The organism is Streptomyces sp. CB09001, from assembly GCF_003369795.1.
GTDB lineage: Bacteria > Actinomycetota > Actinomycetes > Streptomycetales > Streptomycetaceae > Streptomyces.
Genome location: NZ_CP026730.1, coordinates 4,635,534 through 4,658,423, shown reverse-complemented (window position 1 = coordinate 4,658,423; position 22,890 = coordinate 4,635,534). Strand labels below are relative to the sequence as shown.

Genomic DNA, 22,890 nt, shown 5'->3' with positions numbered 1-22,890 from the left:
CGGCGGGCATGCTGTGTGCCGCTTTCAGGATCTCGCCGAAATTCGCTGCAGAAACGGTATTTCAGCGCCCTTTGCGGAGGTGGGGGCGAAGGTTTTCATTCGCTTTGCAATAGTTGTCATGCGCATATTCTTCGACTGCGCCGACTTTCGGCCAGAAATGCCGGGAGAACTCATCCGGCCGCCCTCTCCGCCAGGAATTCGGCCCACGTCAGCTTCCCGACCAGCGCGTCTTCCAGGGTGAGGTTCTCGCCAGAACGGTACGCGCGCCCCGCTTTCCCGGGAATGCGCACCGGCAGCTTCGGGCGTCGGCGTCCGCCGCGCGCATCGAGGTAGGAACGGGCCAGCGTGGCCAGATCGTGGACCTCGGGTCCGGTCATGTCGGGCACGCGGCCGGACGGCCCGGCCAGCGTCAGCTCGGCCAGGCGCGCGGCGACCTCGCGGGCGGCGACCGGTTGCAGACGCAGCCCGCCCGGGGCCGGGAGCACCGGCAGCCGGGTCATCTTCTCGATCATCGTCAGCGTCAGCTCGTGGAACTGGGCCGCCCGCAGCACCGTCCAGCCGATCCCCGAGGCGGCGATCGCCCGCTCCGACTCCAGCTTGGTGCGCAGCCAGGCCAGCGGGACGCGGTCGGCGCCCACGACCGAGATGTACACGAGGTGCCGTACGTCCGCACCGACCGCGGCGCGCACCAGGGTGCCGGTCGCCTCGTCGTCGCCCTTGGGGCCGCCCGCCAGGTGCAGCACGGTGTGCACGCCGTCGACGGCGGCCTCGACGCCCTCGCCGGTGCTGAGGTCGCCGGTGACGTACGTGATGCCGTCCGCGTCGGGGCGGGGGCGTCGGGTGAGGACGCGTACGTCCTGACCGGCCGCCCGCAGCAGCGGGACGACATGGCCGCCGAGGGTTCCGGTGCCGCCGGTGACGAGGAGGGGCGTCGTGGAGGTCGAGGGGTGGTGGGTCATGGCTGCTGCTCCCGGTGTCCGTGGCGTCCGGGAGGCGGGGTGGGGGCCGATGTGGGACCGCCCCGCCGGGACGTCCGCCGTGTGTGGTGGCGGTATGACCCGGGGCGGGGCGGCGGTGTGACAGGAGAGGGGGAGGAATCCGAAAGAATCTTCCCCGGGGGTCAGATCGTCGCGGTGTCGATCACGAAGCGGTACCGCACGTCACTCGCGAGCACCCGCTCGTAGGCCTCGTTGACCTCGGACGCGGCGATCAGCTCGATCTCGGCGCCGATGCCGTGCTCCGCGCAGAAGTCCAGCATCTCCTGGGTCTCGGCGATGCCGCCGATCATGGAGCCGGTCAGGGACTTGCCGCCGCCGAGCAGCGCGAACAGGTTGAGGGAGACGGGCTCCTCGGGGGCGCCGACGTTGGCCAGCGTGCCCTCCGTCTTCAGCAGTCCCAGGTAGGCGGCGAAGTCGAGCGGCGCGGAGACCGTGGAGACGATCAGGTCGAAGGTGCCCGCCAGCTGCTCGAAGGTGGCCGGGTCGCTGGTGGCGTAGTAGTGGTCGGCGCCCAGCTTCAGGCCGTCGTCCTTCTTGCGCAGGGACTGCGAGAGCACGGTCACCTCGGCGCCCAGGGCGTGCGCGAGCTTGACGGCCATGTGGCCGAGGCCGCCCAGGCCGACGACGGCGACCTTCTTGCCGGGGCCCGCGTTCCAGCGCCTGAGCGGGGAGTACGTGGTGATGCCGGCGCACAGCAGGGGCGCGGCCTCGTCCAGGGAGATGCCCTCGGGGATGCCGAGGACGAAGTTCTCGTCGACGACGACCTTCTCGGAGTAGCCGCCGTAGGTGGGCTCGCCGTCCTTGCCGATGCCGTTGTACGTCATCACGTTGCCGCCCGTGCAGTACTGCTCGCGGCCGGCCTTGCAGTTCTCGCACTCGCGGCAGGAGTCGACCATGCAGCCGACGCCCACCCGGTCGCCGACGGCGAACTTGGTGACGCCGGGGCCGACGGCCTCGACGACACCCGCGATCTCGTGGCCGGGCACCATCGGGAAGATGGCCTCGCCCCAGCCCTCGCGGACCTGGTGGATGTCGGAGTGGCAGATGCCGGCGAACTTGATGTCGATCAGGACGTCGTGCTCACGCACCTCGCGCCGCTCGATGGTGGTGCGCTCCAGCGGTGCCTTGGCGGCGGGTGCTGCGTACGCGGCGACAGTGGTCATGCCGGGTTCTCCGGGATTCTCTTGACGTGACTGGGTGATGCTTCCACCCTGCCTGCGACCTGCGGATCCACCCAGACCACGGCTTTGCGTACGACCGGCGTGCGTACTACCGACGGGGACAGGCTCGTAGGCGTACGACCGGGAATACGTGCGGTGATACTGGAAGCATGGACGGACAGCTTGACCGGCGGGCCGAACTGAGCGAGTTCCTGCGCACCCGGCGGGCTCGGCTGAAGCCGGAGGACGTGGGCCTGGAGTCGTACGGGCGGCAGCGCCGGGTGCCCGGGCTGCGGCGCGAGGAGCTGGCGCAGCTGGCCGGGGTGTCGGTGGCGTACTACACACGCCTTGAGCAGGGCAACGGGCAGAACGTGTCGGCGGAGGTCCTGGACGCCATCGCCCGGGCGCTGCGGCTGACCGACGCGGAGCAGGCGCACCTGACGCACCTGGCGAAGCCGAAGCAGCAGCGCAGGCGGCCGTCGGCGGGCCGGAGCCAGCAGCGACCGGTGCGGGTGGCGCTGCTCCAGCTCCTGGAGTCGATCGACACGGTTCCGGCATACGTGACCGGCCGCCGCTCGGAGATCCTCGCCTGGAACCGGATGGCGGCGGCCCTCTTCGGCGACTGGGGCAAGCTCCCGGCCGCCGAGCGGAACTGGGCGCGGCTGGTCTTCCTGAACCCGGACTACCGCGAGCTGTTCGTCGACTGGGACCAGAAGGCGTACGACATGGTCAGCTTCCTGCGCATGGACGCGGGCCGGCACCCGGACGACCCGCGACTGTCCGCGCTCGTCGGGGAACTCTCCGTGAAGAGCGAGGAGTTCCGCCGCCTGTGGGCCACGCACGACGTCAAGGAGAAGAGCTACGGCGTCAAGCGGATGCGGCACCCGCTGGTCGGCGACCTGACCCTGTCCTTCGAGACGTTCCGCCTGGTCGACGACGACGAGCAGGCCTTCATCACGTACCACGCGGAGCCCGGCTCCCCGTCGGCGGACGCACTGCGCCTGCTGGCGAGCTGGGGGACGGACGCGGCGGCGACCTCGGTCACGCCGTGAGCGTGCCCCGGCTCAGCGCGGTGACGAAGGGTGCCCAGGCGCGGGCGGTGAGGAGGAGGACGGGGCCGTTCCCGTCGTCGTCGGGGGAGACCTTGGAGTCCCGGACGGGGACGAGGCCGGGGATGCCGTCGGCGACCTCGACGCAGTGGCCGCCGTCACCGTTGCTGTAGCTGCTCTTACGCCATGCCACCCAGGAAACGCTCCGGGTACTTGCCATTTCGGTAGTCCTCTGCTGCTTGCTCAATGAGCTTGAGGGACGGTTCGGGAGGAAGCGCTGCGGCCCTGAGACGACCGTACGCCTTCGCATACTGCCTCACGAGCCCCGGATCATCGACCAATTGCCCGCTGTACATCCCCTCCGTGTACATGACCGGCGGGGCATCGGCAAAGGTCATGAACCTTGTCGTGCCCATCATGAAGGGGTGGGCGCCTGAATTCAGCGGAAGGATCTGCGGAACGGTCCGGCGCTCGCGTGCCACCTCGGCGATATGAGCGAGCTGGTCGGCCATCGTGTCGGGCGGAATGATCGGTTGCCGCAGAACCGACTCGTGCAGCACGAGCCAACTTTCGGGTGCCTGCCGGTCCTCGAAGAGCCACGCTCGTGATCGCCGCGCCTCGATTTTCCCGGCCACCGTCTCCTCCGAGTCCGATGGGTGAGCGGCCAGCACGACAGCCCTGATGTACGGCGCCAGTTGTAGTGGCCCCGGGATGAGCGTCGGGTCCCACTCCTCGATCTCCTGCGCGCGCTTCTCCATCTCCGCGACGTCCACGAAGTACTCGGCATGGCCTCCCCGCCGCGCCTTCCGCACATCCTCGCAGCGCCGCTCGAAGAACCCGTCCGTCCCCAGCACCTGGTCCGCGTGCCGGGCCAGGTCCAACGGCATGCGCCGCTCGCCGCGTTCGATGTCGCTCAGGTGCGACTTGCCGTAGAAGCTGCCCTCGACCAGCGCCTCCAGCGACAGTCCGGCCCGCTCCCGCTGGTACCTCAACTCCTTGCCGTAGAAGGTCGGGACGCTCGTCGAACCGTCGATGTCCTTGCGCTGTGCCACCGCACAACTCCTTCCGCACTCCGGGCTGCCGACGCGAGATCCCTTTCACGGTAGGGCGCCAAACGTCACTGTGTGAGGCGTTCGTCGCAGAGCGCACACGGAAAGGTGCCCGTTCATGACCCAACCGCCCCGTCCGCAGGACGACATGCCCCGCTGCGTGGAGGAGCTCCGCGCCGCCCTCGCCCTGCACGGCATCGCCCTCCCCTCCCTCGGTCTGGACCTGCCGACGTTCGCCGGCGCGTACGCCCCGCCCGCCGGTCTCGTCTCGCTCGGCAACTGCAACGCCGCCACCGCCCGTGCGCTCGCCGCGGTCCTGCGTCGGGCGGCGCCGTGACGACCTGGGAACTGAGCCTGCTCGCCACGCCGGAGGCCGTACCGGAGGTGCGCCGCCTTCTCCACCGTTACGACCACGACGTCCGCCTGTGCGTGACCGAGTTGCTGACGAACGTCATCGACCACGTGGGCGCGGGCACCCCCGCGACCGTCGGCGTCGCCGTACTGCCCACCGGCCACACGCGCGTGGAGGTCACCGACCCCGACCCGCGCGCCCTGCCCCTGCTCACCGGACCGGCCGGTGTCGCCGACGAGTCCGGGCGCGGCCTCGCCCTCCTCGACGCGCTGGCGCTGCGGTGGGGCGTGGAGCAGCACGGGGACCGCAAGACGGTCTGGTGCGAGCTGGCGGGAGAGCCGCCGCTCGACGACGTCCGGGCGCCCGCCGCCCCGGCGGTCCGGAGCAGTCGGTGACGACGGTCAGGACTGGTCCAGGGCCCGTTCGATCGCGCGGCGGGCCCGGTCCGCGGCCGTCCGGTCGTGCTGGAGCTGCATGGCCGCGTTGAGCGCCAGCCCGGCCGCGACGATCTCGAACAGCGCCTGGTCGACGTCGAAGCCTGCGGGCAACTCGCCGTCGTCCACCGCCGTGGCCAGGTCCGCCCGCAGCTGCTCCCGCCAGCGCGACCACACCTCCGCCACGGCGTCGCGGACCCGGCCGGGGCGGCCGTCGTACTCGGAGAGTGCCGCGGTCATCAGGCAGCCGCCGGGCAGCAGCGGTTCTTCCAGGTAGCCCACGGAGTTGGCGCACACCGCGCGCAGCCGCCGCAGGCCCGGCGGCTCGCCCAGCACCGGCTCGACCACGCGGTGCCAGAAGTCCACGAACGCCTTGTCCAGCGTGGAGATCTGCAGCGTCTCCTTGGTGCCGAAGTGCTTGTGCACCCCGGACTTGCTCATCTCCAGCTCCTCGGCGAGCCGGCCGATGGTGATGCCGTCCAGCCCTTCCTCGGAGGCGATCTCGGCGGCACGGCCGAGGATCCGGCCCCGGGTGGCCTGCGCTTCGGCCGCTGAGCGACGTGGTGACATACGAGCACTATAGCGTACGGGCGTTCGCTATTGATTTAGCGAACGCCCGTACGCTAACGTCCTGAGCTCCACCGGAACGAAGCCGGAACGAAGGAGTGCGGGATGCGGGTGCGACGACTGGGCTGGGCCGGACTGGAGGTCGAGGCGGGCGGCGAGCGGCTGGTGATCGACTACGTACGGGACCTCACGCCGCTGTTCACGGGGTGGAAGCCCGGCGAGAACGTGGCGGTGCCGGATGGGAGGGCGTCCGCCGCACTCGTCACCCACCTGCACCGGGACCACACCGACGCGTCCGCCCTCGCGGACGTGCTGACGCCGGGCGCGCCGGTGCTGCGGCCGGCGACCGGTCACGGCGACGACGTGGACAACGTGACGACCCTCCTGGCCGAGCGCGAGCTGGTCCGGCACCGGCTGGCGGCCGAGGCCGTGGACGTCTGGTCCACGCGCGACCTCGGGCCGTTCCGCGTCACGGCGGTCCCCGCCGTGGACGGGCTGGGCGACCCGCAGGTGAACTGGGTGGTGGAGGCCGACGGGCAGCGGATCTTCCACGGCGGCGACACGATGTTCCACGGCTTCTGGTGGCTGGTCGCGCGCCGGTTCAGCCCGTTCGACGCGGTGTTCCTGCCCGCCAACGGCGCCGTGGTCGACGCACCGCACCTGCAGCCCCCGAGCCCGGTGCCCGCCGCGCTGGACCCGAGGCAGGCCGCCGCGGTGGCGGAGATCCTCGACGGCCGGTACGCGGTGCCGATCCACTACGAGCCGGAGCAGCCGGACAAGATCGCAGGCTACGTCGAGGTGGCCGACCCGGAGGCCGGGTTCCGCGCGTACGCCGGGCGGCGCGCACACGTACTGGCCGTCGGGGAGTGGCTCGACCTGGCCACGTGACCGGGCACCGTCCCGCCCGGCCTCCCCGGCTCACGCGGCCGGGGCCGTCGTCCAGGAGCGGAGCTTCTCGGGGTTGCGCATCGCCCACAGGTGGCGGACGCGGTGGTCCGAGACGCCGAAGGAGTACACCGTCACGACCGCGCCGTCCTGGCAACCGACCAGTCCCGGCCGCCCGTTGACCGTGCGTTCGAGCAGCGTCTGCCCGGACTGCCGCGGGCCGAAGTGCAGCAGGCCGCGCACGATCCGCTCGCTGCCCCGCACTGGGTGCTCCAGGGCGCGCACCACGCCGCCTCCGTCGCCGACCGCGGTCGCCTCGGGGTCGAGGAGCCGGATGAGCGCATCGACGTCGTTGGTCTCCCAGGCCCGCTTGAGATCGCGTACGACGGCCGCGTCCTCGGCCGTCGACGTGGCGGCGGACTCCCGTGCGGTGCGGATCCCCCGGCGCGCCGTGGAGGCCAGCCGACGGCAAGCGGCGGGCGTGCGGCCGACGATCCTGGCCACCTCGGGGAACGGATAGCGGAAGACGTCGTGGAGGACGAAGGCGACCCGCTGGGCCGGGGACATCGAGTCCAGGACGACCAGGAAGGCCATGCCGACCGACTCGTCGAGGGTGATCAGATCGGCCGGGTCGGAAGCGATACCGGGGGTCCGTGCGGCGTTCCGCTCGGCGGGGTCGGCCAGCGGCTCGGGGAGCCACTGCCCCACGTAGTGCTCCCGCCGGGCCCGGGCGGAACGCAGGTGGTTGAGGCAGACCCGGCTGACGACCGTGGTGAGCCAGGCCCCCGGGGTCCCGACGGCCTCCCGCCGGCCCGCCGGCATCGCGTACCAGCGGGCGTACGCCTCCTGGACGGCGTCCTCCGCGTCGGCCAGCGAGCCGAGCATCCGGTAGGCCACGTTGATCAGTTGCCGCCGCTCGCCGGTGACCGGCGCGGATCGGGTGGTCATTGCTTCCGACGCTCCTTCTGCCGCGTGCGCGCGTGTCCTCACCCCCCTACGACGCGACAGCGCGGCCATGTGTGACATGCGGGCCGGAACCCCCGGTCCGGGACGGGGGCTCACACTTCGGGCCGCCAGGGTGTCGGAGAGGTGGAACGACGTCCGAACCGACTCCGAGGAGCGACTCCGCCATGACCACCACCGAGGACACGACGACCACCACCGCGGGGCAGGACCGGACACGGTCGCGCCTGCCCGACCCCACCGGGCTCTACCCGGAGTTGCTGGCCCTCTCCGCGGCCGTGCAGAAGGCACTCCGCAACGGTCCGGTCCCGCAGGCCACCCTCGCTCTGATGCGCCTGCGCACCGCACAGCTCATCGGCAGCACCTACCACGGCGTCGCGGCGACCGACGCCCTGCGCAAGGCCGGCGAGGAGGAGCGGCGCATCACGGCCGTGGCAACCTGGCAGAGCGCCCCCTGCTTCACCGGTCCCGAGCGTGCGGCGCTGGAACTCGCGGAGGCCGTCCTCACCCCGAACCCGTTCGGGGACCGGGTGAGTGACGACCTGTTCGCCCGGCTGTCCCGGCACTACGACACCGACGGGATCTGGCACCTCACCCTGTCCCTGGGCCACATCAGCCTGTTCACCCCGGTCGCCCTCGTCGGCAAGCCGGTGCCCGGCCGGCCCCCGGGGAAGAACTACACGGACTGAAACGAGACAGCGCCTGCCGCCCCCCGGGGGGGGCGACAGGCGCTGGGTGGCTCGGAGAACAGGGGGCCGGGGCCGTCAGACCGCCGAACCCGCCTTCCACTGGGCCCAGTCCATGTTCCAGCCGTTGAGGCCGTTGTCCGGGGCGATGGTCTTGTCGCCGGTGTTCTGGACGACGACCACGTCACCGATGATCGAGTTGTCGTAGAACCAGGAGCCCGGCGTGTTCGGGTCGTTGGCGCCCTTGGCGTCCTCCAGGCCCACGCAGCCGTGGCTGGTGTTGACGCTGCCGAAGATGCCCTTGCCCCAGTAGTTGCCGTGGATGAAGGTGCCGGAGGTGCTCAGGCGCATGGCGTGGGGCACGTCCTTGATGTCGTACTCGCCCTTGCCGTCGTCGTCGGTGAAGCCGACGGTCGAGCCGTCCATCCGGGTCTCCTTGAACTTCTCGGAGATCACCATCTGGCCTTCGTAGGTCTTGTTCTCCGGGGAGCCGGCCGAGATCGGGATGGTCTTGACCGTCTTGCCGTCCTGCGTGACCTTCATCTGCTTGGTCTTCGCGTCGACGTAGGAGACCTGGTTGCGGCCGATCTTGAAGGTGACCGACTTCTGCTGGACGCCGTAGACGCCGTCGGCGCCCTCGACCCCGTCGAGCGCCAGCTTGAGGGTGACGGTCGAGCCCTCCTGCCAGTAGTTCTCGGGGCGGCAGTCCATGCGCTGGGTGGAGAACCAGTGGCAGGCGACCTCCTGGCCGCTGCTGCTGTTGACCGTGATGCCCTTCTGGACGGCGGCCTTGTCGGTGATCTGCTTGTCGAAATTGATCGACACGGGCATCCCGACGCCGACGGTCTTGCCGTCGTCCGGGGTGAAGGTCCCGATGAAGCTGTTCTCCGGGGAGACCGTGGTGAACGACGCGTTCTCGTGGGCGGCGCGGCCCTCGGAGTCCTGCGCGGTCGCCGTGATCTGGTACTTGGTGGCGCGCTCCAGCTGGCCGCCGGGCTTCCAGCTGGTCTTGTCGGCGGATATCTCGCCCTTGACCTCGGTGCCGTCCGAGGCGGTCATCTTCACCTCGGTGAGCGTGCCCTTGCTCACGGTGACGCCGGCGGAGTTGTTGATGGAGGCGTTGTCCGAGCCACCCTTGGGCGTGATCTTGATCTGGGCCTCGGACGTCTTCTTGGCCGCCGCCTCGTCGACCTCGGCCTGCGAGGTCTTGTCCCCACCCCCGGAGGTGTCGGCGTCGCTACTGGAACATGCCGAGAGCACCAGCACACCGCCGAGCAGTGCGGACGCGGCCGCCAGACCCTTGCGCCGCTTACCGTCCGTCATCACACGCTTCTCCATCGTTGCCGATTCCCGAAACCCCGAGATACCCCGTCAATAACTTTCAACGCTACGACCGGTTCGTCCCGTTCCACATCGCTCACGGGTGTGGGGCATACCACGTTTGCCCCAGGGGGCGGACGCCATGCGGAGAGGTGTCGGTCAGTGCGCACCGTGAGACGACGAAACCCCGGGCGGCGGTTGCCGCCCGGGGTCGGGAATTTCCCCACACCGCGTCAGCCGACCGTCATTTCCTCGTCTTCCGGGTCGTTCTCGCCGCCATCATCCTCGTCGAGGTCCCACTCGGGCGAGTCGGGGTCGTAGTCGATCTGCTCACTGCTCCAGGAGGCCTGCTGGAGCTCGACCCCGGGCACCACGCTGACCAGGTCGAACGGGTCCACCAGATGGGCCAGGGCCTCGGCGGTGTCCTCCGTCACAGCGCGCTCGGAGTCGGCCCGTTCCGCGTCGGACAGGTCGGTGTCGTCGGCGAGGGCCTGCAGGGCGGCCCCGGTGACGGCCTCCTCGTCGTCGATCTCTAGCACCAGCTCGACGCGAATACGTACAAACCGTGATGTCTCTGGAGTGCTCATGCCCGGAGCGTAAGGCCGACCGCTCCCGTGACTTTCCTGTGACCCGCGCCTTTCACTAACATCTGCCCACACGGCCAATTCGCCAGCGCCACAAGGGGATCGATATTCCGTGTCATCCGCTCGCCGTTCGTTGCTGACCGCCGCCGCCGCGGGCGGCCTGCTCTGTGCCCTGTGGTTCGTCCCGTCGGCGAACGCGACACCCGAGACACCTGTGCTCGAATCCGCCGCCGCGACCCCGTCTCCGCAGGTCACGGCCCAGGCAAGAGCCGCCTCCGCCGACGCGTCCACGGACACGGCGGCCACCGGCGAGGGCACCACCCGGCTGGCCGACACCGGCAGCTTCGACAGCACCCCGTACGTCGTCGGCGGTGCCCTCTGCCTCGGCCTGGGCGCCGGCTTCGTGGGCTACTCGGTCCGCCGGGAACGCCTGGGCCTTTGAGAGAACTTGACGTTATTTTGGCTTTCTTGACCTCCGGAAGGCCCCTTGGAAGATCTGCCGGGCCGTCCGGTGCGCCCGGAGACGGTCCGAGGGGGCCCGGCACCGCGCCGGGCCCCCTCGGACCTGTCACGGCCGCCCGCTAGCGCAGCGGCCCCGTGACGGTCTCCGCCGCCGCGACCAGGTGCCCGGCGCGCACGAACGCGTCCGCCGCGGCGAGGTCGGGCGCCAGGTAGCGGTCCGGGCCCGGCCCCTCCACTCCCGCCGCCCGCACGGCGTCGATGACGGCCTGCGACGCGGGCGCCGGGGTCAGGCCCTCGCGGAGCTGGATCGCGCGGGTGGCGGCGTACAGCTCGACGGCGATGACGCGGGCCAGGTTGTCGACGGCGGTGCGCAGCTTCCGCGCCGCCGACCAGCCCATCGACACGTGGTCCTCCTGCATGGCGGAGGACGGGATGGAGTCCGCCGAGGCCGGTACGGCGAGCCGCTTCAGCTCGCCGACCAGGGCCGCCTGGGTGTACTGGGCGATCATCAGACCGGAGTCGACGCCCGCGTCGTCGGCGAGGAACGGCGGCAGTCCGTGGCTGCGGTTCTTGTCGAGGAGCCGGTCGGTGCGGCGCTCGGCGATGGAGCCGAGGTCGGCGACGGCGACGGCGAGGAAGTCCAGGACGTAGGCGACCGGGGCGCCGTGGAAGTTGCCGTTGGACTCCACGCGGCCGTCGGGCAGGACGACCGGGTTGTCCACGGCCGCGGCCAGCTCGCGCTCGGCGACGAGGCCGGCGTGGGCCATGGTGTCGCGCCCGGCGCCCGCGACCTGCGGGGCGCAGCGCACCGAGTAGGCGTCCTGGACGCGGGGGGCGTCGTCCTGGTGGTGTCCGGTCAGGCCGGATCCCTTGAGCACGGCGGCCATGTTGGCGGCGCTGGCGGCCTGCCCGGGGTGCGGGCGGATGGCGTGCAGCTCGGGGGCGAGCACGCGGTCGGTGCCGAGCAGGGCCTCCATGGTCAGCGCGGCGGTGATGTCGGCGCTCTTGTAGAGGGTGTCGAGGTCGGCGAGGGCCATCACCAGCATGCCGAGCATGCCGTCGGTGCCGTTGAGGAGGGCGAGGCCCTCCTTCTCGCGCAGCTCGACCGGCGTGATCCCGTGCGCGGCGAGCAGCTCACCGGCCGGCCGTACGGTGCCGTCGGGGCCCTCGGCGTCGCCCTCGCCCATGAGGGTGAGCGCACAGTGCGACAGCGGGGCGAGGTCGCCGGAGCAGCCGAGCGAGCCGTACTCGTGCACGACCGGGGTGATCCCGGCGTTGAGCACGTCGGCCATGGTCTGCGCGACCTCCGGGCGGACGCCGGTGTGACCGGAGCAGACGGTCTTCAGCCGCAGGAACATCAGCGCGCGGACCACGTCGCGCTCGACGCGCGGGCCCATCCCGGCGGCGTGCGAGCGGACGATGTTGCGCTGCAGCTGCGCGCGCAGGCCGGGGCTGATGTGCCGGGTCGCCAGGGCGCCGAAGCCGGTGCTCACGCCGTACACGGGGTCCGGTTTGGCGGCCAGTGCCTCCACGATGGAGCGGGCCGCGGCGAGGGCCGCCACCGCCTCCTCGGAAAGCTCGATCCGGGCGCCCGCGCGCGCCACGGCGAGAACGTCGGACGCGGTGACCCCCGACGTCCCCACCACCACAGTGTGCATATCCATATTCAGGAGCGTACGCAGTGAATTCGATGATGTCACGAGGGGATGCGTCACGGATGCGAGCGGGCTGCGCCCCTTACCGGCCTCCCGGTGGACCCCTTGGTGATCTCCTCACCGGGCCGGCGTCACGGGGAGTGTCGGCCGCGGAACCTCCTCCGCTCCCCGTCCTCCTCCCGAGAGGGCTCGTCCGCGAGCCGTACGACGGGGTCGTCGGGCCCCTCGCGCCCCGCGACGACCGGCCCGGCCGCCCGCTCGGCCTTGGCGCGGTACTGGGCGGCGTCCGCGAGCCGGAACAGCCGACGGGCGGAACGCACCGACCCGACCGGGTCCTCGGTGGACGCGACCCCGCAGGCCACGCCGTCCCCCAGCTCCAGCTCCGCCGCCCGGCGGCACAGCTCGTCGGCCGCCTTGACCACCGCGTCGGCGGGCGGCCCGACCGCGAGCAGACAGAACTCGTCCCCGCCGAGCCGCGCGGCGAGCGCGCCCGGCAGCATCGCCCCGCACAGCGACAGCACCGACCCGAACCGCTCCAGGAGCCGGTCCCCGACGGCGTGGCCGTGCGTGTCGTTCACCCGCTTGAGGCCGTTCAGGTCGCAGACGACGAGGCTGACGACGACACCCTCCTCGCGGTGCCGCTCCACGGCCTCGTCCAGCGCGGTGTCGACCGCGCGGCGGTTGGCCAGCCCGGTGAGCGCGTCGGTGTAGGCGAGCCGCCTGACCTCTTCCAGCCGCTCGGTCTGCGCGATCCCGGCGGCGACGACGGAGGCCAGTACGGTGGCGAAGTCGGCGTCGCCCCGCTCGAAGACCCGCTCCCCCACGGGCCGGGCCACGTACAGCTCGCCCCACGCCCGCCCGTGCAGCACGATCGGCGCGACCACGCAGCAGCCGCGGCCCCGGCGACGCAGGGCGGCGACGCGCTGGTGGACGTACCCGGGACGCCCGGCGGCGGGCCCCGCGGCCGTCTCGACCCAGGCGTCGGGCTCACCGCCGCCGGCCCAGCGCTCGTGCAGGAACTCGGTGATCTCCGCGAACTGGTGCACCGGGTAGGACTCGTCCTCCGGGAACTCCTCCTCGTCCTCGGCCCGCCGCCCGACGTTCACGAGGACCCGCAGCCGCCCCAGCTCCCGCTCCCACACCGACAGCGCGGCGAAGCTGCCGCCCAGCGCCAGGCACCCGCCGACGGCCGCCGCCCGCCACGCCTCACGCGCACTGTGCGCGGCGGCCATCCCCTGCGCAAGCGCCACCACGGCCGCGAGCCGCCTGTCGTCACCCATCACTCCAGGCTAGGGAGATTCGCGAAGAAACGTTACTCAAACGGGTCGAACCGGGCGATTTTCAACCGGGGCGGCAGGACCGGCGGGCGCCGGCGGGGTGGGCGGCGGGCTCGTCCGGGCCTTCCGCTCAGCCGTCCGCACGCCCGCGCGGTCGGCTCACTCGCCCGGCCACCGCGGTGCCCGCTTCTCGTTGAACGCCGCCACGCCCTCCGCGCGGTCCCCCGAGAACGCCACCGACCGCCACGCCGCGTCCTCGACCTCGAGTCCCGCGCGCAGATCCAGCCCGTGGCCGAGGCGCAGCGCACGCTTGGCCGCGCGCAGACCCACGGGCGAGTTCGCGGCCATCCGGGAGGCCAGCTCCAGCGCCTCCTCCCGGTCCCGGCCCTCCTCCACCAGCTGGTCCACGAGCCCCAGCGCGCGTGCCTCCTCGGCCGCCACCCGCCGTGCCGTGAACACCAGCTCGGCCGCTCGCGCCGCGCCCACCCGGCGCGGCAGCAACTGCGTACCGCCGCCGCCCGGGATCACACCCACCGACACCTCCGGCAGCCCCACCACGGCCGTGGGGTCGGCCACGATCACGTCGCACGACAGCGCCAGCTCGAACCCGCCGCCCAGCGCGAACCCGTGCACGGCCGCCACCGTCGGCACCGGCAGCTCCAGCACCGCGGTGTACGCCCCGCGCGTCACCGGCCGCTGCCGCAGCAGATCGGCGTCGGTGAAGGAGTTGCGCTCCTTCAGGTCCGCCCCGACGCAGAACGCCCGCTCGTGCGTCGAGGTCAGCACCACCACCCGCACGCTCCGGTCCGCGCCCAGCGCCGCGCAGGCCGCGCTCACGGACCGGGCCATCGCGGTCGACACGGCGTTCATGGCCTTCGGCCGGTCGAGCGCGAGCTCCGCGACATGTCCGTCCCCGTGCCGCCGCACCAGGACGAACTCTCCGAACCGCTCCTCGCTCATGACACCCTCCGGTTAACGCGTGTTAACAAGTAGACCGCCCGATCATCGCAGGCGGGCTCGCCCGGGGGAAGGCCGGGCACGCCCGGCCCCGACCGACCCCGCGCACCCGTTCGAGTGACATACGGCCGACCGCCGTACCCCGACCGACGGCAGACCGTAGCCTCGCTCCGCCATGGCGCAGCGGGGGCGCGTGCGCACCGGGGAGGGATCATGACGACGACCGGCACACCGACGGAGCCGCGGTACGCGTGGGGCCGCCGCGGCCGGCACCGCAGGCCCCGTCCCCGCAAGCTGCTGCTGGCCGTGGGCGGCCTCGCCCTGGCGGCGGGCACCCTGAGCGCCGTACGCCTGCTGCCCGGACCCGGCGGCGACGTCGGCGGCCTCGGCGCAGAGGCGGAACCGCGCGTGGAGGGCGGCGGCCGGCACGCGGCCCCGGACCGGGCGACGGGCCCCGCCACCGCGGCCACCGTCGGCGAGCCGCCCGGAGCCGGTCCCTCCGCGACCTCCGCCATGGGCGGCCTGAGCGGCTCCCCCGGTCCGGGCCGCATACCCGGTCTCGTGCCCGGCCCCTCCGCGAGCGGCCCGGCGGTCCCGCTCCCCGCCGCAACGACCGTGCGCACCCCGGGCGTCCCCGACACCCGGAGGCCGGGGGAGGGAGACAGGGAAGGGAGACGGGAACCGGGAGAACACACCGGCGACCGGGCTCCCGCCCGAGGGACACCGACACCCCAGCCGTCGCGGTCCGACCGTCCCGCGCCGCCACCGGACCGCGGCACGCCACCGACGTCCGATCCGGAGCCGGAACCCGAGGACCCCGGCCTGTGTGTGCCGGTCATCGGCCTCTGCGTGGACCTGCTCCGCGGCTGACGGACGAAGGCCGCGCCCTACGACGACCTACGGCCGCGGCCTACGACTCCCCGCCGCCGTCCCGGCGGGTGAGCAGCCACGGCTCGACCACGCCGAGTCCGCGTACCGGCCGCTGCCACATCGGCTGGAGTGCGAAGCGGTACACCGGCGGCTCCTCGCCCTCCTTCTCCGCCGCGGCGGCCTCCTCCGCTGCCGCGGCTTCCGAGGCGGGGGCGTCCCGGGTACGGATCAGCTCCTCCGCGAAGGCGGTGTCGACGAGGACCGCGTCCTTGGGGGCTATCGAGGTGAGCCGGGAGGCCAGGTTGACGGTGGTGCCGAAGACGTCGCCCATCCGGGTGGTGACCGTGCCGAAGGCGATGCCGACGCGCAGTTCCGGCATGGTCTCGTCGTGCGCCATCGTCTCGACGAGGAGCAGCGCGATCTCGGCGGCCGTACCGGCGTCGTCGGCGGCGTAGAGCACCTCGTCGCCGAGGGTCTTGACCAGCCGTCCGCCGCGCGCGGCCACCAGGTCGGCGGAGGTGGTCTCGAAGGCCTCGACCAGCTCGCCCAGCTCCTCCTCCTCCATCCGCCGGGTCAGCCGCGTGAACCCGACCAGGTCCGCGAAGCCGACGGCGAGCCGCCGGTCCACCATCTCCTCGTCGTCCCCGGCCTGGATGACCCGGCCGGCCGAGGCGGCGAGCTGGCGCCGCCAGACGTAGACGAGGAACTCCTGCAGCTCGGGCAGGAGCAGCTCGACGATGGGGTACGTCACCTCGGTGCGCGTCATCCCCGGCTCCGGGGGCTCGGTCAGGCCCTCCAGGAAGGAGTCGATCTGCCACTCGGCCAACCGGGCGGTGGTCTGCCCCGTGGACCGGGCGACCTGGACGGCCATCGCCTCGCTGAGCAGTCCCGCCTCCACCAGACCGGCCAGTCGCCGCAGGGCGAGGACGTCGGCCTCGGTGAGCGCCTTGGCCTGGCCGATGTCGGCGAAGCCCATGGCCCGCCAGAAGCGGGAGGCCAGTTCCATGGAGACGCCCGCGCTGCGGGCGGCCTGGAAGGGGGTGTAGCGGCGCTCGGCGCCCAGGATGAGCCCTTCGAGGCGCAGCGCGAGCGGGTCCTCGCCGGGGTCGGCGGAGTCCGGGGCGGGCTCGGGGTCCACCCGGCCGTCCCCGTCCGCGCCGGAACCGGTGTCGTCGACGGTCACGCCTGCTGCCTTTCCGATCTGCCGCGGTCAGGTTCGACCGGCCCCAACTTTACGTCAGGTGTGCCCCAGCTCACTCCCGTGCGGTCCGCACTCCGAGAGTGCCCCGGGGCCGCGCTCACGCCAACCGCAGGTGCACGATGTCCCCGGCGCCCACCGGCTCCTGCACCCCCGCCTCGGTCGCAAGGACCAGCCGCCCGTCGCCGTCCACGGCCACCGCCTCCCCCACGAGCGACCGGTCCCCCGGCAGCTCCGCCCGCACCATGCGCCCGAGCGTCGCGCAGCCCGCCGCGTACGTCTCCTGGAGCCCGCTGGCCGCCGGGTCGCCGCCCGCCCCGCGCCAGCGCCCGTACCAGTCCTCCAGCGACCGCAGCACGCCGCGCAGCAGCGGGTCCCGGTCGGTGTTCACGGCCCCGGCCAGCGCCAGCGACCCGGCCCGCGGGACCGGCAGTTCCTCGGCACGGAGCGAGACGTTGATGCCGACGCCGATGACGACGCCGTCGTCCCCGGCCCGCTCGGCGAGGATGCCACCGGCCTTGCGCTCCTCGTCGCCGACGGTCACCAGCAGGTCGTTGGGCCACTTCAGGGCGGTGTCGACCCCGGCCACCCGGGACAGTCCGGTCGCCACGGCGACGCCGGTGAGCAGCGGCAGCCAGCCCCAGCGGGTCACGGGGACCTCGGCGGGCCGCAGCAGCACGGAGAAGAACAGCCCGGAGCGGGCGGGCGCCGTCCACTGCCGGTCGAGCCGCCCCCGCGCGGCGCTCTGCTCCTCGGCGACGAGGACGACCCCCTCCGCCAGGTCGCCCTCGGCGGCCCGGGCCACGAGGTCGGAGTTGGTGGAGCCGGTGCGCTGCACGACGTCCACCTGCCGCCACAGGCCTCCGTCCCGCACCAGGCCCCGGCGCAGGGCCGTGCTGCTGAGGGGCGGCCGGTCCAGGTCGGACCACCTGTTGCGCGGGGAACCTGGGGAGTCGGAGGAATCTCGGGGCGTCATGCAACCCACCCTAGGTGTGGGAAACACCGCACTGCCGAACGGAAGGCCCCCTACTACTCTACGAACGAGTAACCGTCCCCCCTTTTGAGCAGGCAGGGAGCCGCATCCCGATGTCCGAGCCGGAAGAGCAGCAGCCCGACATCCACACGACCGCGGGCAAGCTCGCGGATCTCAGGCGCCGTATCGAGGAAGCGACGCACGCCGGTTCCGCACGCGCCGTCGAGAAGCAGCACGCCAAGGGCAAGCTGACGGCTCGTGAACGCATCGACCTCCTCCTCGACGAGGGCTCGTTCGTCGAGCTGGACGAGTTCGCCCGGCACCGCTCCACCAACTTCGGCCTGGACGCCAACCGCCCCTACGGCGACGGCGTCGTCACCGGCTACGGCACCGTCGACGGCCGCCCCGTCGCCGTCTTCTCCCAGGACTTCACCGTCTTCGGCGGCGCGCTGGGCGAGGTCTACGGCCAGAAGATCGTCAAGGTGATGGACTTCGCGCTGAAGACCGGCTGCCCGGTCATCGGCATCAACGACTCCGGCGGCGCCCGCATCCAGGAGGGCGTCGCCTCCCTGGGCGCCTACGGCGAGATCTTCCGCCGCAACACCCACGCCTCCGGCGTCATCCCGCAGATCAGCCTGGTCGTCGGCCCCTGCGCGGGCGGCGCGGTCTACTCCCCCGCGATCACCGACTTCACCGTGATGGTCGACCAGACCAGCCACATGTTCATCACCGGCCCCGACGTCATCAAGACCGTCACCGGCGAGGACGTCGGCTTCGAGGAACTGGGCGGCGCCCGCACCCACAACTCCACCTCCGGCGTCGCCCACCACATGGCCGGCGACGAGAAGGACGCCGTCGAGTACGTCAAACAGCTCCTGTCGTACCTGCCCTCCAACAACCTCTCCGAGCCCCCCGCCTTCCCCGAGGAGGCCGACCTCGCGGTCACCGACGAGGACGCCGAACTGGACACGACCGTCCCCGACTCGGCGAACCAGCCCTACGACATGCACACCGTCATCGAACACGTCCTGGACGACGCCGAGTTCCTCGAGGCCCAGCCCCTGTTCGCGCCGAACATCCTCACCGGCTTCGGCCGCGTCGAGGGCCGCCCGGTCGGCATCGTCGCCAACCAGCCCATGCAGTTCGCCGGCTGCCTGGACATCACCGCCTCCGAGAAGGCCGCCCGCTTCGTGCGCACCTGCGACGCCTTCAACGTCCCCGTCCTCACCTTCGTCGACGTCCCCGGCTTCCTGCCCGGCGTCGACCAGGAACACGACGGCATCATCCGCCGCGGCGCCAAACTGATCTTCGCCTACGCCGAGGCCACCGTCCCCCTCATCACCGTCATCACCCGCAAGGCCTTCGGCGGCGCCTACGACGTCATGGGCTCCAAGCACCTGGGCGCCGACCTCAACCTGGCCTGGCCCACCGCCCAGATCGCCGTCATGGGCGCCCAGGGCGCGGTCAACATCCTGCACCGCCGCACCATCGCCGCCGCCGGCGACACCGCCGAGGCCACCCGCGCCCGCCTGATCCAGGAGTACGAGGACGCCCTCCTCAACCCCTACACCGCCGCCGAACGCGGCTACGTCGACGCCGTGATCATGCCCTCCGACACCCGCCGCCACATCGTCCGCGGCCTGCGCCAGCTCCGCACCAAGCGCGAGAACCTCCCCCCGAAGAAGCACGGCAACATCCCCCTGTAAGGAGCCGCTGTGACCATCAAGGTCCTCCGGGGCAACCCCACCCCCGAAGAACTCGCCGCCGCCCTCACGGTGGTCAGAGCCCGCGCGGCAGCGACGGAAGCGGAGCCGTCCGGCCCCCAGTCGCCGCGCGACGCGTGGTCGGACCCGTCCCGCATCGCGACGACCCGCCTCCCCCACCCGGGCCCGGTGTCATGGACCCGCACGTACTGGCCCGGGTGAGGTCGAATACCCAGGGGCGCGGGGAACCGCGCACGGAACGGCAACCCCGCGCCCCGATTTAAGTACCCGTACTCAAGTCGCCGCCGCCCGCCAAGCCCCACGCTAGTGACATGCTGTGGTCCGACCCCGAGAACGAGCCGCCCAAGGAACTGCGCGACACGCAGGACATGCTGCGGCGGCTGAGCGTGTTCCTGGCCCTGGCCATGGTCCTCGCGATGATCGTCCTCGGCCTGGGATGAGCCGGCCCCGCCCGGGTGACTAACCTGGCCCCATGACTGCTCAGTCCCGCCGCCGACTCGTCCTCGCCTCCCAGTCCCCGGCCCGGCTCGGCCTGCTGCGCCAGGCGGGGCTCGCCCCGGAGGTCCTGGTGAGCGGTGTCGACGAGGAGGCCGTCACCGCCCCCACCCCCGCCGAGCTGGCCCTCGCCCTGGCCGAGGCCAAGGCGTCCGTGGTGGCCGCGAAGCCGGAGGTGCAGGGCGCCCTGGTGATCGGCTGCGACTCGGTGCTCGACCTGGACGGCCAGGCGCTCGGCAAGCCGGCGGACGCGGAGGAGGCCACCGCCCGCTGGAAGGCGATGCGCGGCCGGGCGGGCACGCTGCAGACCGGCCACTGCGTCTGGGACACCGTCTCCGGCCGCCACGTCTCGGCGACCGCGTCCACGGTCGTCCGCTTCGGCGAGCCGACCGACGACGAGATCGCCGCCTACGTGGCCTCCGGGGAGCCCCTCCACGTCGCCGGGGCGTTCACCCTGGACGGCCGCTCGGCCCCGTTCATCGACGGCATCGACGGCGACCACGGGAACGTCATCGGCCTGAGCCTGCCCCTGCTGCGCCGCCTGCTCGCCGACCTCGGGACGGGTATCACGGAGTTGTGGGCGCCGGCGGAGGGCTGACCGGGGAGCCGTCGTCGCCCTTGCCGCCCTCGGACCGCTGCCGGGCCGTAGGCTCCTCCCTGGCGTCGTACGTCATCAGCAGCAGCACGATCAGAGCCAGTACGACGATCATGAAGATGAAGGCGCCGGGTCCGACCAGCCCCCAGGTGAAGGCCCCGAGCAGCCCGTGCACCACGGCGGCGCTGATCAGCAGGATCCGGCCGAGCCCCGCGGGCGCGCGGTCGCGCAGCGCCACGAGCAGGGCGACCAGGGCGCACAGCGCGAAGTACAGGCCGAAGACCACCCCGCCGATCTTCGAGGACACGGACATCATGTCCGGGTCCAGACCGGCCAGGGACATGTCCTGACGGTCGACGACGATCGCCAGGAACCAGTTCAGCGCCGCGACGCCGACCGCCTCCACGAAGAGCACGACCGCCACGGTCCACGCCACCGGCCTGCGCACTGACACCGGCCCCCACCCACCTTCGACCGCTGCCGCACAGGACAGCTGTTACCTCAAGTACGTTCGAGACCAGAGGAACGCTACTAACGGGTAAACCTCGCCACAAGGGTTCCGGCACGAGCAAAGAATCATTGGGCCATTAGTAGGGACTCCACAAAGAAACCGAGTGGCCCGCAGCACGCCCTTACAGAGACCTTGACCACACGGGCGGGCTAGGGTTTCTCCCAGGAGCCCTGCGTACCGCGGTACTACAAGGGCTTTCGGGGGTCGAGCGAGCCTCGAATCACGCTCCGTGTGGGCAAGCTCACCATTGGGGACGGGTCGAAGTGCCGTGTCGGCAGTCCCTAAACTCGGCTTGTTTCAAGGAGGGAGCCTCAATCGTGCGCAAGGTGCTCATCGCCAATCGTGGCGAAATCGCTGTCCGTGTGGCCCGGGCCTGCCGGGACGCCGGGATCGCGAGCGTGGCCGTCTACGCGGATCCGGACCGGGACGCGTTGCATGTCCGTGCCGCTGATGAGGCGTTCGCCCTGGGTGGTGACACCCCCGCGACCAGCTATCTGGACATCGCCAAGGTCCTCAACGCCGCCCGCGAGTCGGGCGCGGACGCCATCCACCCCGGCTACGGATTCCTCTCCGAGAACGCCGAGTTCGCGCAGGCGGTCGGGGACGCCGGTCTGATCTGGATCGGCCCGCCCCCGCACGCCATCCGGGACCTGGGCGACAAGGTCGCCGCCCGCCACATCGCCCAGCGGGCCGGCGCCCCCCTGGTCGCCGGCACCCCCGACCCCGTCTCCGGCGCGGACGAGGTCGTCGCCTTCGCCAGGGAACACGGCCTGCCCATCGCGATCAAGGCCGCCTTCGGCGGCGGCGGCCGCGGCCTCAAAGTCGCCCGCACCCTCGAAGAGGTCCCCGAACTCTACGACTCCGCCGTCCGCGAGGCCGTGGCCGCCTTCGGCCGCGGCGAATGCTTCGTCGAGCGCTACCTCGACCAGCCCCGCCACGTGGAGACCCAGTGCCTGGCCGACACCCACGGCAACGTGGTCGTCGTCTCCACCCGCGACTGCTCCCTCCAGCGCCGCCACCAAAAACTCGTCGAGGAGGCCCCCGCGCCCTTCCTCTCCGACACCCAGGTGGAGGAGCTGTACGCGTCCTCCAAGGCCATCCTCAAGGAAGCCGGCTACGTCGGCGCCGGCACCGTCGAATTCCTCGTCGGAGCAGACGGCACCATCTCCTTCCTGGAGGTCAACACCCGCCTCCAGGTCGAACACCCCGTCACCGAGGAAGTCGCCGGCATCGACCTGGTCCGCGAGATGTTCCGCATCGCCGACGGCGAAGAACTGGGCTACGACGACCCCGCCCTGCGCGGCCACTCCTTCGAGTTCCGCATCAACGGCGAGGACCCCGGCCGCGGCTTCCTGCCCGCCCCCGGCACCGTCACCCGCTTCGACGCACCCACCGGCCCCGGCGTCCGCCTCGACACCGGCGTCGAATCCGGCTCCGTGATCGGCCCCGCCTGGGACTCCCTCCTGGCCAAACTGATCGTCACCGGCCGCACCCGCGCCGAGGCACTCCAGCGCGCCGCCCGCGCCCTGGACGAGTTCACCGTCGAGGGCATGGCCACCGCCCTCCCCTTCCACCGCACCGTCGTCCGCGACCCCGCCTTCGCCCCCGAACTCACCGGCTCCACCGACCCCTTCACCGTCCACACCCGGTGGATCGAGACCGGCTTCGTCAACGAGATCACACCCTTCACCGCCCCCGCCGGCACCGACGCGGACGAGGAGAGCGGCCGGGAGACGGTCGTCGTCGAGGTCGGCGGCAAACGTCTGGAGGTCTCCCTGCCCTCCAGCCTGGGCATGTCCCTGGCCCGCACCGGCCTGGCCGCCGGCGCCCGCCCCAAGCGCCGCGCGGCGAAGAAGTCCGGCCCCGCCGCCTCCGGCGACACCCTCGCCTCCCCCATGCAGGGCACCATCGTCAAGATCGCCGTCGAGGAGGGCCAGGAAGTCCAGGAAGGCGACCTGATCGTCGTCCTCGAAGCCATGAAGATGGAACAGCCCCTCAACGCCCACAAAACCGGCACCATCAAGGGCCTCACCGCCGAAGTCGGCGCCTCCCTCACCTCCGGCGCCGCCATCTGCGAAATCAAGGACTGACGCGTCCCGCACCACGACAGGGGCGCCCGACGGACC

General features: G+C 72.0%; 26 protein-coding genes. 12 read left to right on the top strand and 14 right to left on the bottom strand.

Translation table 11 applies throughout. The features are described from left to right. Positions 1-170: 170 nt before the first annotated feature. Positions 171-959 carry an NAD(P)H-binding protein gene (locus C4J65_RS21835; protein ID WP_115743904.1) on the bottom strand — a complete coding sequence of 263 codons (789 nt, stop codon included), beginning with the start codon at positions 957-959 and terminating at the stop codon, positions 171-173. A 161-nt stretch (positions 960-1,120) separates the two neighbouring features. After that, positions 1,121-2,161 carry an NAD(P)-dependent alcohol dehydrogenase gene (locus C4J65_RS21830; RefSeq protein ID WP_115743903.1) on the bottom strand — a complete coding sequence of 347 codons (1,041 nt, stop codon included), beginning with the start codon at positions 2,159-2,161 and terminating at the stop codon, positions 1,121-1,123. A gap of 167 nt (positions 2,162-2,328) precedes the next feature. Here C4J65_RS21830 and C4J65_RS21825 point away from each other — a divergent pair, with 167 nt between their 5' ends. Further along, positions 2,329-3,210 (top strand): helix-turn-helix transcriptional regulator, encoded by an 882-nt coding sequence (locus C4J65_RS21825; protein WP_115743902.1) that lies wholly within the window; start codon positions 2,329-2,331, stop codon positions 3,208-3,210. Here the strand turns inward: C4J65_RS21825 and C4J65_RS21820 are convergent. Together C4J65_RS21820 and C4J65_RS21815 are read right to left on the bottom strand one after the other, a co-directional pair. Continuing rightward, complete coding sequence (locus tag C4J65_RS21820; RefSeq protein ID WP_115743901.1) at positions 3,200-3,427, bottom strand: DUF397 domain-containing protein; 228 nt, start codon at positions 3,425-3,427, stop codon at positions 3,200-3,202. The two genes, C4J65_RS21825 and C4J65_RS21820, sit on opposite strands and share 11 nt — an antisense overlap. After that, positions 3,387-4,259, bottom strand: coding sequence for a helix-turn-helix transcriptional regulator (locus C4J65_RS21815; protein WP_115743900.1), 873 nt, complete (start codon positions 4,257-4,259; stop codon positions 3,387-3,389). The genes C4J65_RS21820 and C4J65_RS21815 overlap by 41 nt, the downstream gene beginning before the upstream one ends. Positions 4,260-4,374: 115 nt before the next feature. Between C4J65_RS21815 and C4J65_RS21810 the strand changes: the two genes are divergently transcribed. Beyond that, positions 4,375-4,593 (top strand): hypothetical protein, encoded by a 219-nt coding sequence (locus tag C4J65_RS21810; protein ID WP_115743899.1) that lies wholly within the window; start codon positions 4,375-4,377, stop codon positions 4,591-4,593. Continuing rightward, positions 4,590-5,003, top strand: coding sequence for an ATP-binding protein (locus C4J65_RS21805; protein WP_162833276.1), 414 nt, complete (start codon positions 4,590-4,592; stop codon positions 5,001-5,003). Before C4J65_RS21810 ends, C4J65_RS21805 begins: the two co-directional genes overlap by 4 nt. Before the next feature lie 6 nt (positions 5,004-5,009). Here C4J65_RS21805 and C4J65_RS21800 read toward each other — a convergent pair whose 3' ends face one another. After that, positions 5,010-5,612 carry a TetR/AcrR family transcriptional regulator gene (locus C4J65_RS21800; RefSeq protein WP_115743898.1) on the bottom strand — a complete coding sequence of 201 codons (603 nt, stop codon included), beginning with the start codon at positions 5,610-5,612 and terminating at the stop codon, positions 5,010-5,012. Positions 5,613-5,714: 102 nt separating this feature from the next. Here C4J65_RS21800 and C4J65_RS21795 point away from each other — a divergent pair, with 102 nt between their 5' ends. After that, positions 5,715-6,497 carry an MBL fold metallo-hydrolase gene (locus C4J65_RS21795; RefSeq protein ID WP_115743897.1) on the top strand — a complete coding sequence of 261 codons (783 nt, stop codon included), beginning with the start codon at positions 5,715-5,717 and terminating at the stop codon, positions 6,495-6,497. Between the two features lie 30 nt (positions 6,498-6,527). On the opposite strand, the gene sigJ is transcribed toward C4J65_RS21795, so the two are convergent. After that, entirely contained in the window at positions 6,528-7,442 is a 915-nt protein-coding gene (sigJ, locus tag C4J65_RS21790; RefSeq protein WP_115743896.1) for an RNA polymerase sigma factor SigJ, read from the bottom strand. 182 nt (positions 7,443-7,624) lie between these two features. Between sigJ and C4J65_RS21785 the strand changes: the two genes are divergently transcribed. After that, positions 7,625-8,146 carry a carboxymuconolactone decarboxylase family protein gene (locus tag C4J65_RS21785; RefSeq protein ID WP_115743895.1) on the top strand — a complete coding sequence of 174 codons (522 nt, stop codon included), beginning with the start codon at positions 7,625-7,627 and terminating at the stop codon, positions 8,144-8,146. A 75-nt stretch (positions 8,147-8,221) separates the two neighbouring features. Here the strand turns inward: C4J65_RS21785 and C4J65_RS21780 are convergent, their stop codons facing one another. Further along, positions 8,222-9,466 carry an Ig-like domain-containing protein gene (locus C4J65_RS21780; protein WP_115746567.1) on the bottom strand — a complete coding sequence of 415 codons (1,245 nt, stop codon included), beginning with the start codon at positions 9,464-9,466 and terminating at the stop codon, positions 8,222-8,224. A 230-nt stretch (positions 9,467-9,696) separates the two neighbouring features. Then, positions 9,697-10,002, bottom strand: coding sequence for a hypothetical protein (locus C4J65_RS36135; protein WP_231908971.1), 306 nt, complete (start codon positions 10,000-10,002; stop codon positions 9,697-9,699). Positions 10,003-10,159: 157 nt separating this feature from the next. On the opposite strand from C4J65_RS36135, the gene C4J65_RS36130 reads away from it, so the two are divergent. Next, positions 10,160-10,489 carry a hypothetical protein gene (locus tag C4J65_RS36130; RefSeq protein ID WP_174855143.1) on the top strand — a complete coding sequence of 110 codons (330 nt, stop codon included), beginning with the start codon at positions 10,160-10,162 and terminating at the stop codon, positions 10,487-10,489. Between the two features lie 139 nt (positions 10,490-10,628). Here C4J65_RS36130 and hutH read toward each other — a convergent pair whose 3' ends face one another. The 3 genes from hutH to C4J65_RS21760 form a co-directional block, all read right to left on the bottom strand. Further along, positions 10,629-12,167, bottom strand: coding sequence for a histidine ammonia-lyase (hutH, locus tag C4J65_RS21770; protein WP_115743893.1), 1,539 nt, complete (start codon positions 12,165-12,167; stop codon positions 10,629-10,631). 128 nt (positions 12,168-12,295) lie between these two features. After that, the gene (locus C4J65_RS21765) at positions 12,296-13,444 is read right to left on the bottom strand and encodes a sensor domain-containing diguanylate cyclase (protein ID WP_162833275.1); all 1,149 of its coding nucleotides are present in this window, start codon (positions 13,442-13,444) and stop codon (positions 12,296-12,298) included. A gap of 156 nt (positions 13,445-13,600) precedes the next feature. Further along, positions 13,601-14,401 (bottom strand): enoyl-CoA hydratase-related protein, encoded by an 801-nt coding sequence (locus C4J65_RS21760; protein ID WP_115743892.1) that lies wholly within the window; start codon positions 14,399-14,401, stop codon positions 13,601-13,603. A gap of 210 nt (positions 14,402-14,611) precedes the next feature. Between C4J65_RS21760 and C4J65_RS21755 the strand changes: the two genes are divergently transcribed. After that, positions 14,612-15,268: a hypothetical protein gene (locus C4J65_RS21755; RefSeq protein ID WP_115743891.1), complete on the top strand. Its 657-nt coding sequence runs from the start codon at positions 14,612-14,614 to the stop codon at positions 15,266-15,268. A gap of 40 nt (positions 15,269-15,308) precedes the next feature. Here C4J65_RS21755 and C4J65_RS21750 read toward each other — a convergent pair whose 3' ends face one another. Both C4J65_RS21750 and C4J65_RS21745 read right to left on the bottom strand, forming a co-directional pair. Next, positions 15,309-16,451 (bottom strand): adenylate/guanylate cyclase domain-containing protein, encoded by a 1,143-nt coding sequence (locus tag C4J65_RS21750; protein WP_115743890.1) that lies wholly within the window; start codon positions 16,449-16,451, stop codon positions 15,309-15,311. Positions 16,452-16,566: 115 nt separating this feature from the next. Then, complete coding sequence (locus tag C4J65_RS21745) at positions 16,567-17,442, bottom strand: biotin--[acetyl-CoA-carboxylase] ligase (RefSeq protein ID WP_115743889.1); 876 nt, start codon at positions 17,440-17,442, stop codon at positions 16,567-16,569. Between the two features lie 110 nt (positions 17,443-17,552). Between C4J65_RS21745 and C4J65_RS21740 the strand changes: the two genes are divergently transcribed. The 4 genes from C4J65_RS21740 (at position 17,553) to C4J65_RS21725 (ending at position 20,256) form a co-directional block, all read left to right on the top strand. Beyond that, complete coding sequence (locus tag C4J65_RS21740; RefSeq protein WP_115743888.1) at positions 17,553-19,145, top strand: acyl-CoA carboxylase subunit beta; 1,593 nt, start codon at positions 17,553-17,555, stop codon at positions 19,143-19,145. Positions 19,146-19,154: 9 nt separating this feature from the next. Beyond that, on the top strand, positions 19,155-19,364 hold the full coding sequence (locus C4J65_RS21735; protein WP_115743887.1) for an acyl-CoA carboxylase subunit epsilon: 210 nt from the start codon (positions 19,155-19,157) through the stop codon (positions 19,362-19,364). Positions 19,365-19,474: 110 nt separating this feature from the next. Further along, on the top strand, positions 19,475-19,603 hold the full coding sequence (locus tag C4J65_RS37085) for a hypothetical protein (RefSeq protein WP_109033116.1): 129 nt from the start codon (positions 19,475-19,477) through the stop codon (positions 19,601-19,603). A gap of 32 nt (positions 19,604-19,635) precedes the next feature. Next, positions 19,636-20,256 carry a nucleoside triphosphate pyrophosphatase gene (locus C4J65_RS21725; protein ID WP_115743886.1) on the top strand — a complete coding sequence of 207 codons (621 nt, stop codon included), beginning with the start codon at positions 19,636-19,638 and terminating at the stop codon, positions 20,254-20,256. On the opposite strand, the gene C4J65_RS21720 is transcribed toward C4J65_RS21725, so the two are convergent. After that, positions 20,225-20,707, bottom strand: coding sequence for a hypothetical protein (locus C4J65_RS21720; protein ID WP_115743885.1), 483 nt, complete (start codon positions 20,705-20,707; stop codon positions 20,225-20,227). The genes C4J65_RS21725 and C4J65_RS21720 overlap by 32 nt on opposite strands. Before the next feature lie 374 nt (positions 20,708-21,081). On the opposite strand from C4J65_RS21720, the gene C4J65_RS21715 reads away from it, so the two are divergent. Further along, entirely contained in the window at positions 21,082-22,854 is a 1,773-nt protein-coding gene (locus C4J65_RS21715; RefSeq protein ID WP_115743884.1) for a biotin carboxylase N-terminal domain-containing protein, read from the top strand. Positions 22,855-22,890 lie beyond the last annotated feature (36 nt).

Coding starts and splice junctions, on each gene's coding strand:
- C4J65_RS21725 (WP_115743886.1), top strand. CDS start 19,636: ATGACTGCTCAGTCCCGCCGCCGACTCGTCCTCGCCTCCCAGTCCCCG.
- C4J65_RS21810 (WP_115743899.1), top strand. CDS start 4,375: ATGACCCAACCGCCCCGTCCGCAGGACGACATGCCCCGCTGCGTGGAG.
- C4J65_RS21765 (WP_162833275.1), bottom strand. CDS start 13,444: ATGGGTGACGACAGGCGGCTCGCGGCCGTGGTGGCGCTTGCGCAGGGG.
- C4J65_RS21830 (WP_115743903.1), bottom strand. CDS start 2,161: ATGACCACTGTCGCCGCGTACGCAGCACCCGCCGCCAAGGCACCGCTG.
- C4J65_RS21755 (WP_115743891.1), top strand. CDS start 14,612: ATGACGACGACCGGCACACCGACGGAGCCGCGGTACGCGTGGGGCCGC.
- C4J65_RS21785 (WP_115743895.1), top strand. CDS start 7,625: ATGACCACCACCGAGGACACGACGACCACCACCGCGGGGCAGGACCGG.
- C4J65_RS21825 (WP_115743902.1), top strand. CDS start 2,329: ATGGACGGACAGCTTGACCGGCGGGCCGAACTGAGCGAGTTCCTGCGC.
- C4J65_RS21820 (WP_115743901.1), bottom strand. CDS start 3,427: ATGGCAAGTACCCGGAGCGTTTCCTGGGTGGCATGGCGTAAGAGCAGC.
- sigJ (WP_115743896.1), bottom strand. CDS start 7,442: ATGACCACCCGATCCGCGCCGGTCACCGGCGAGCGGCGGCAACTGATC.
- C4J65_RS21795 (WP_115743897.1), top strand. CDS start 5,715: ATGCGGGTGCGACGACTGGGCTGGGCCGGACTGGAGGTCGAGGCGGGC.
- C4J65_RS21780 (WP_115746567.1), bottom strand. CDS start 9,466: ATGACGGACGGTAAGCGGCGCAAGGGTCTGGCGGCCGCGTCCGCACTG.
- C4J65_RS21740 (WP_115743888.1), top strand. CDS start 17,553: ATGTCCGAGCCGGAAGAGCAGCAGCCCGACATCCACACGACCGCGGGC.
- hutH (WP_115743893.1), bottom strand. CDS start 12,167: ATGCACACTGTGGTGGTGGGGACGTCGGGGGTCACCGCGTCCGACGTT.
- C4J65_RS21745 (WP_115743889.1), bottom strand. CDS start 17,442: ATGACGCCCCGAGATTCCTCCGACTCCCCAGGTTCCCCGCGCAACAGG.
- C4J65_RS21835 (WP_115743904.1), bottom strand. CDS start 959: ATGACCCACCACCCCTCGACCTCCACGACGCCCCTCCTCGTCACCGGC.
- C4J65_RS37085 (WP_109033116.1), top strand. CDS start 19,475: ATGCTGTGGTCCGACCCCGAGAACGAGCCGCCCAAGGAACTGCGCGAC.
- C4J65_RS21760 (WP_115743892.1), bottom strand. CDS start 14,401: ATGAGCGAGGAGCGGTTCGGAGAGTTCGTCCTGGTGCGGCGGCACGGG.
- C4J65_RS21800 (WP_115743898.1), bottom strand. CDS start 5,612: ATGTCACCACGTCGCTCAGCGGCCGAAGCGCAGGCCACCCGGGGCCGG.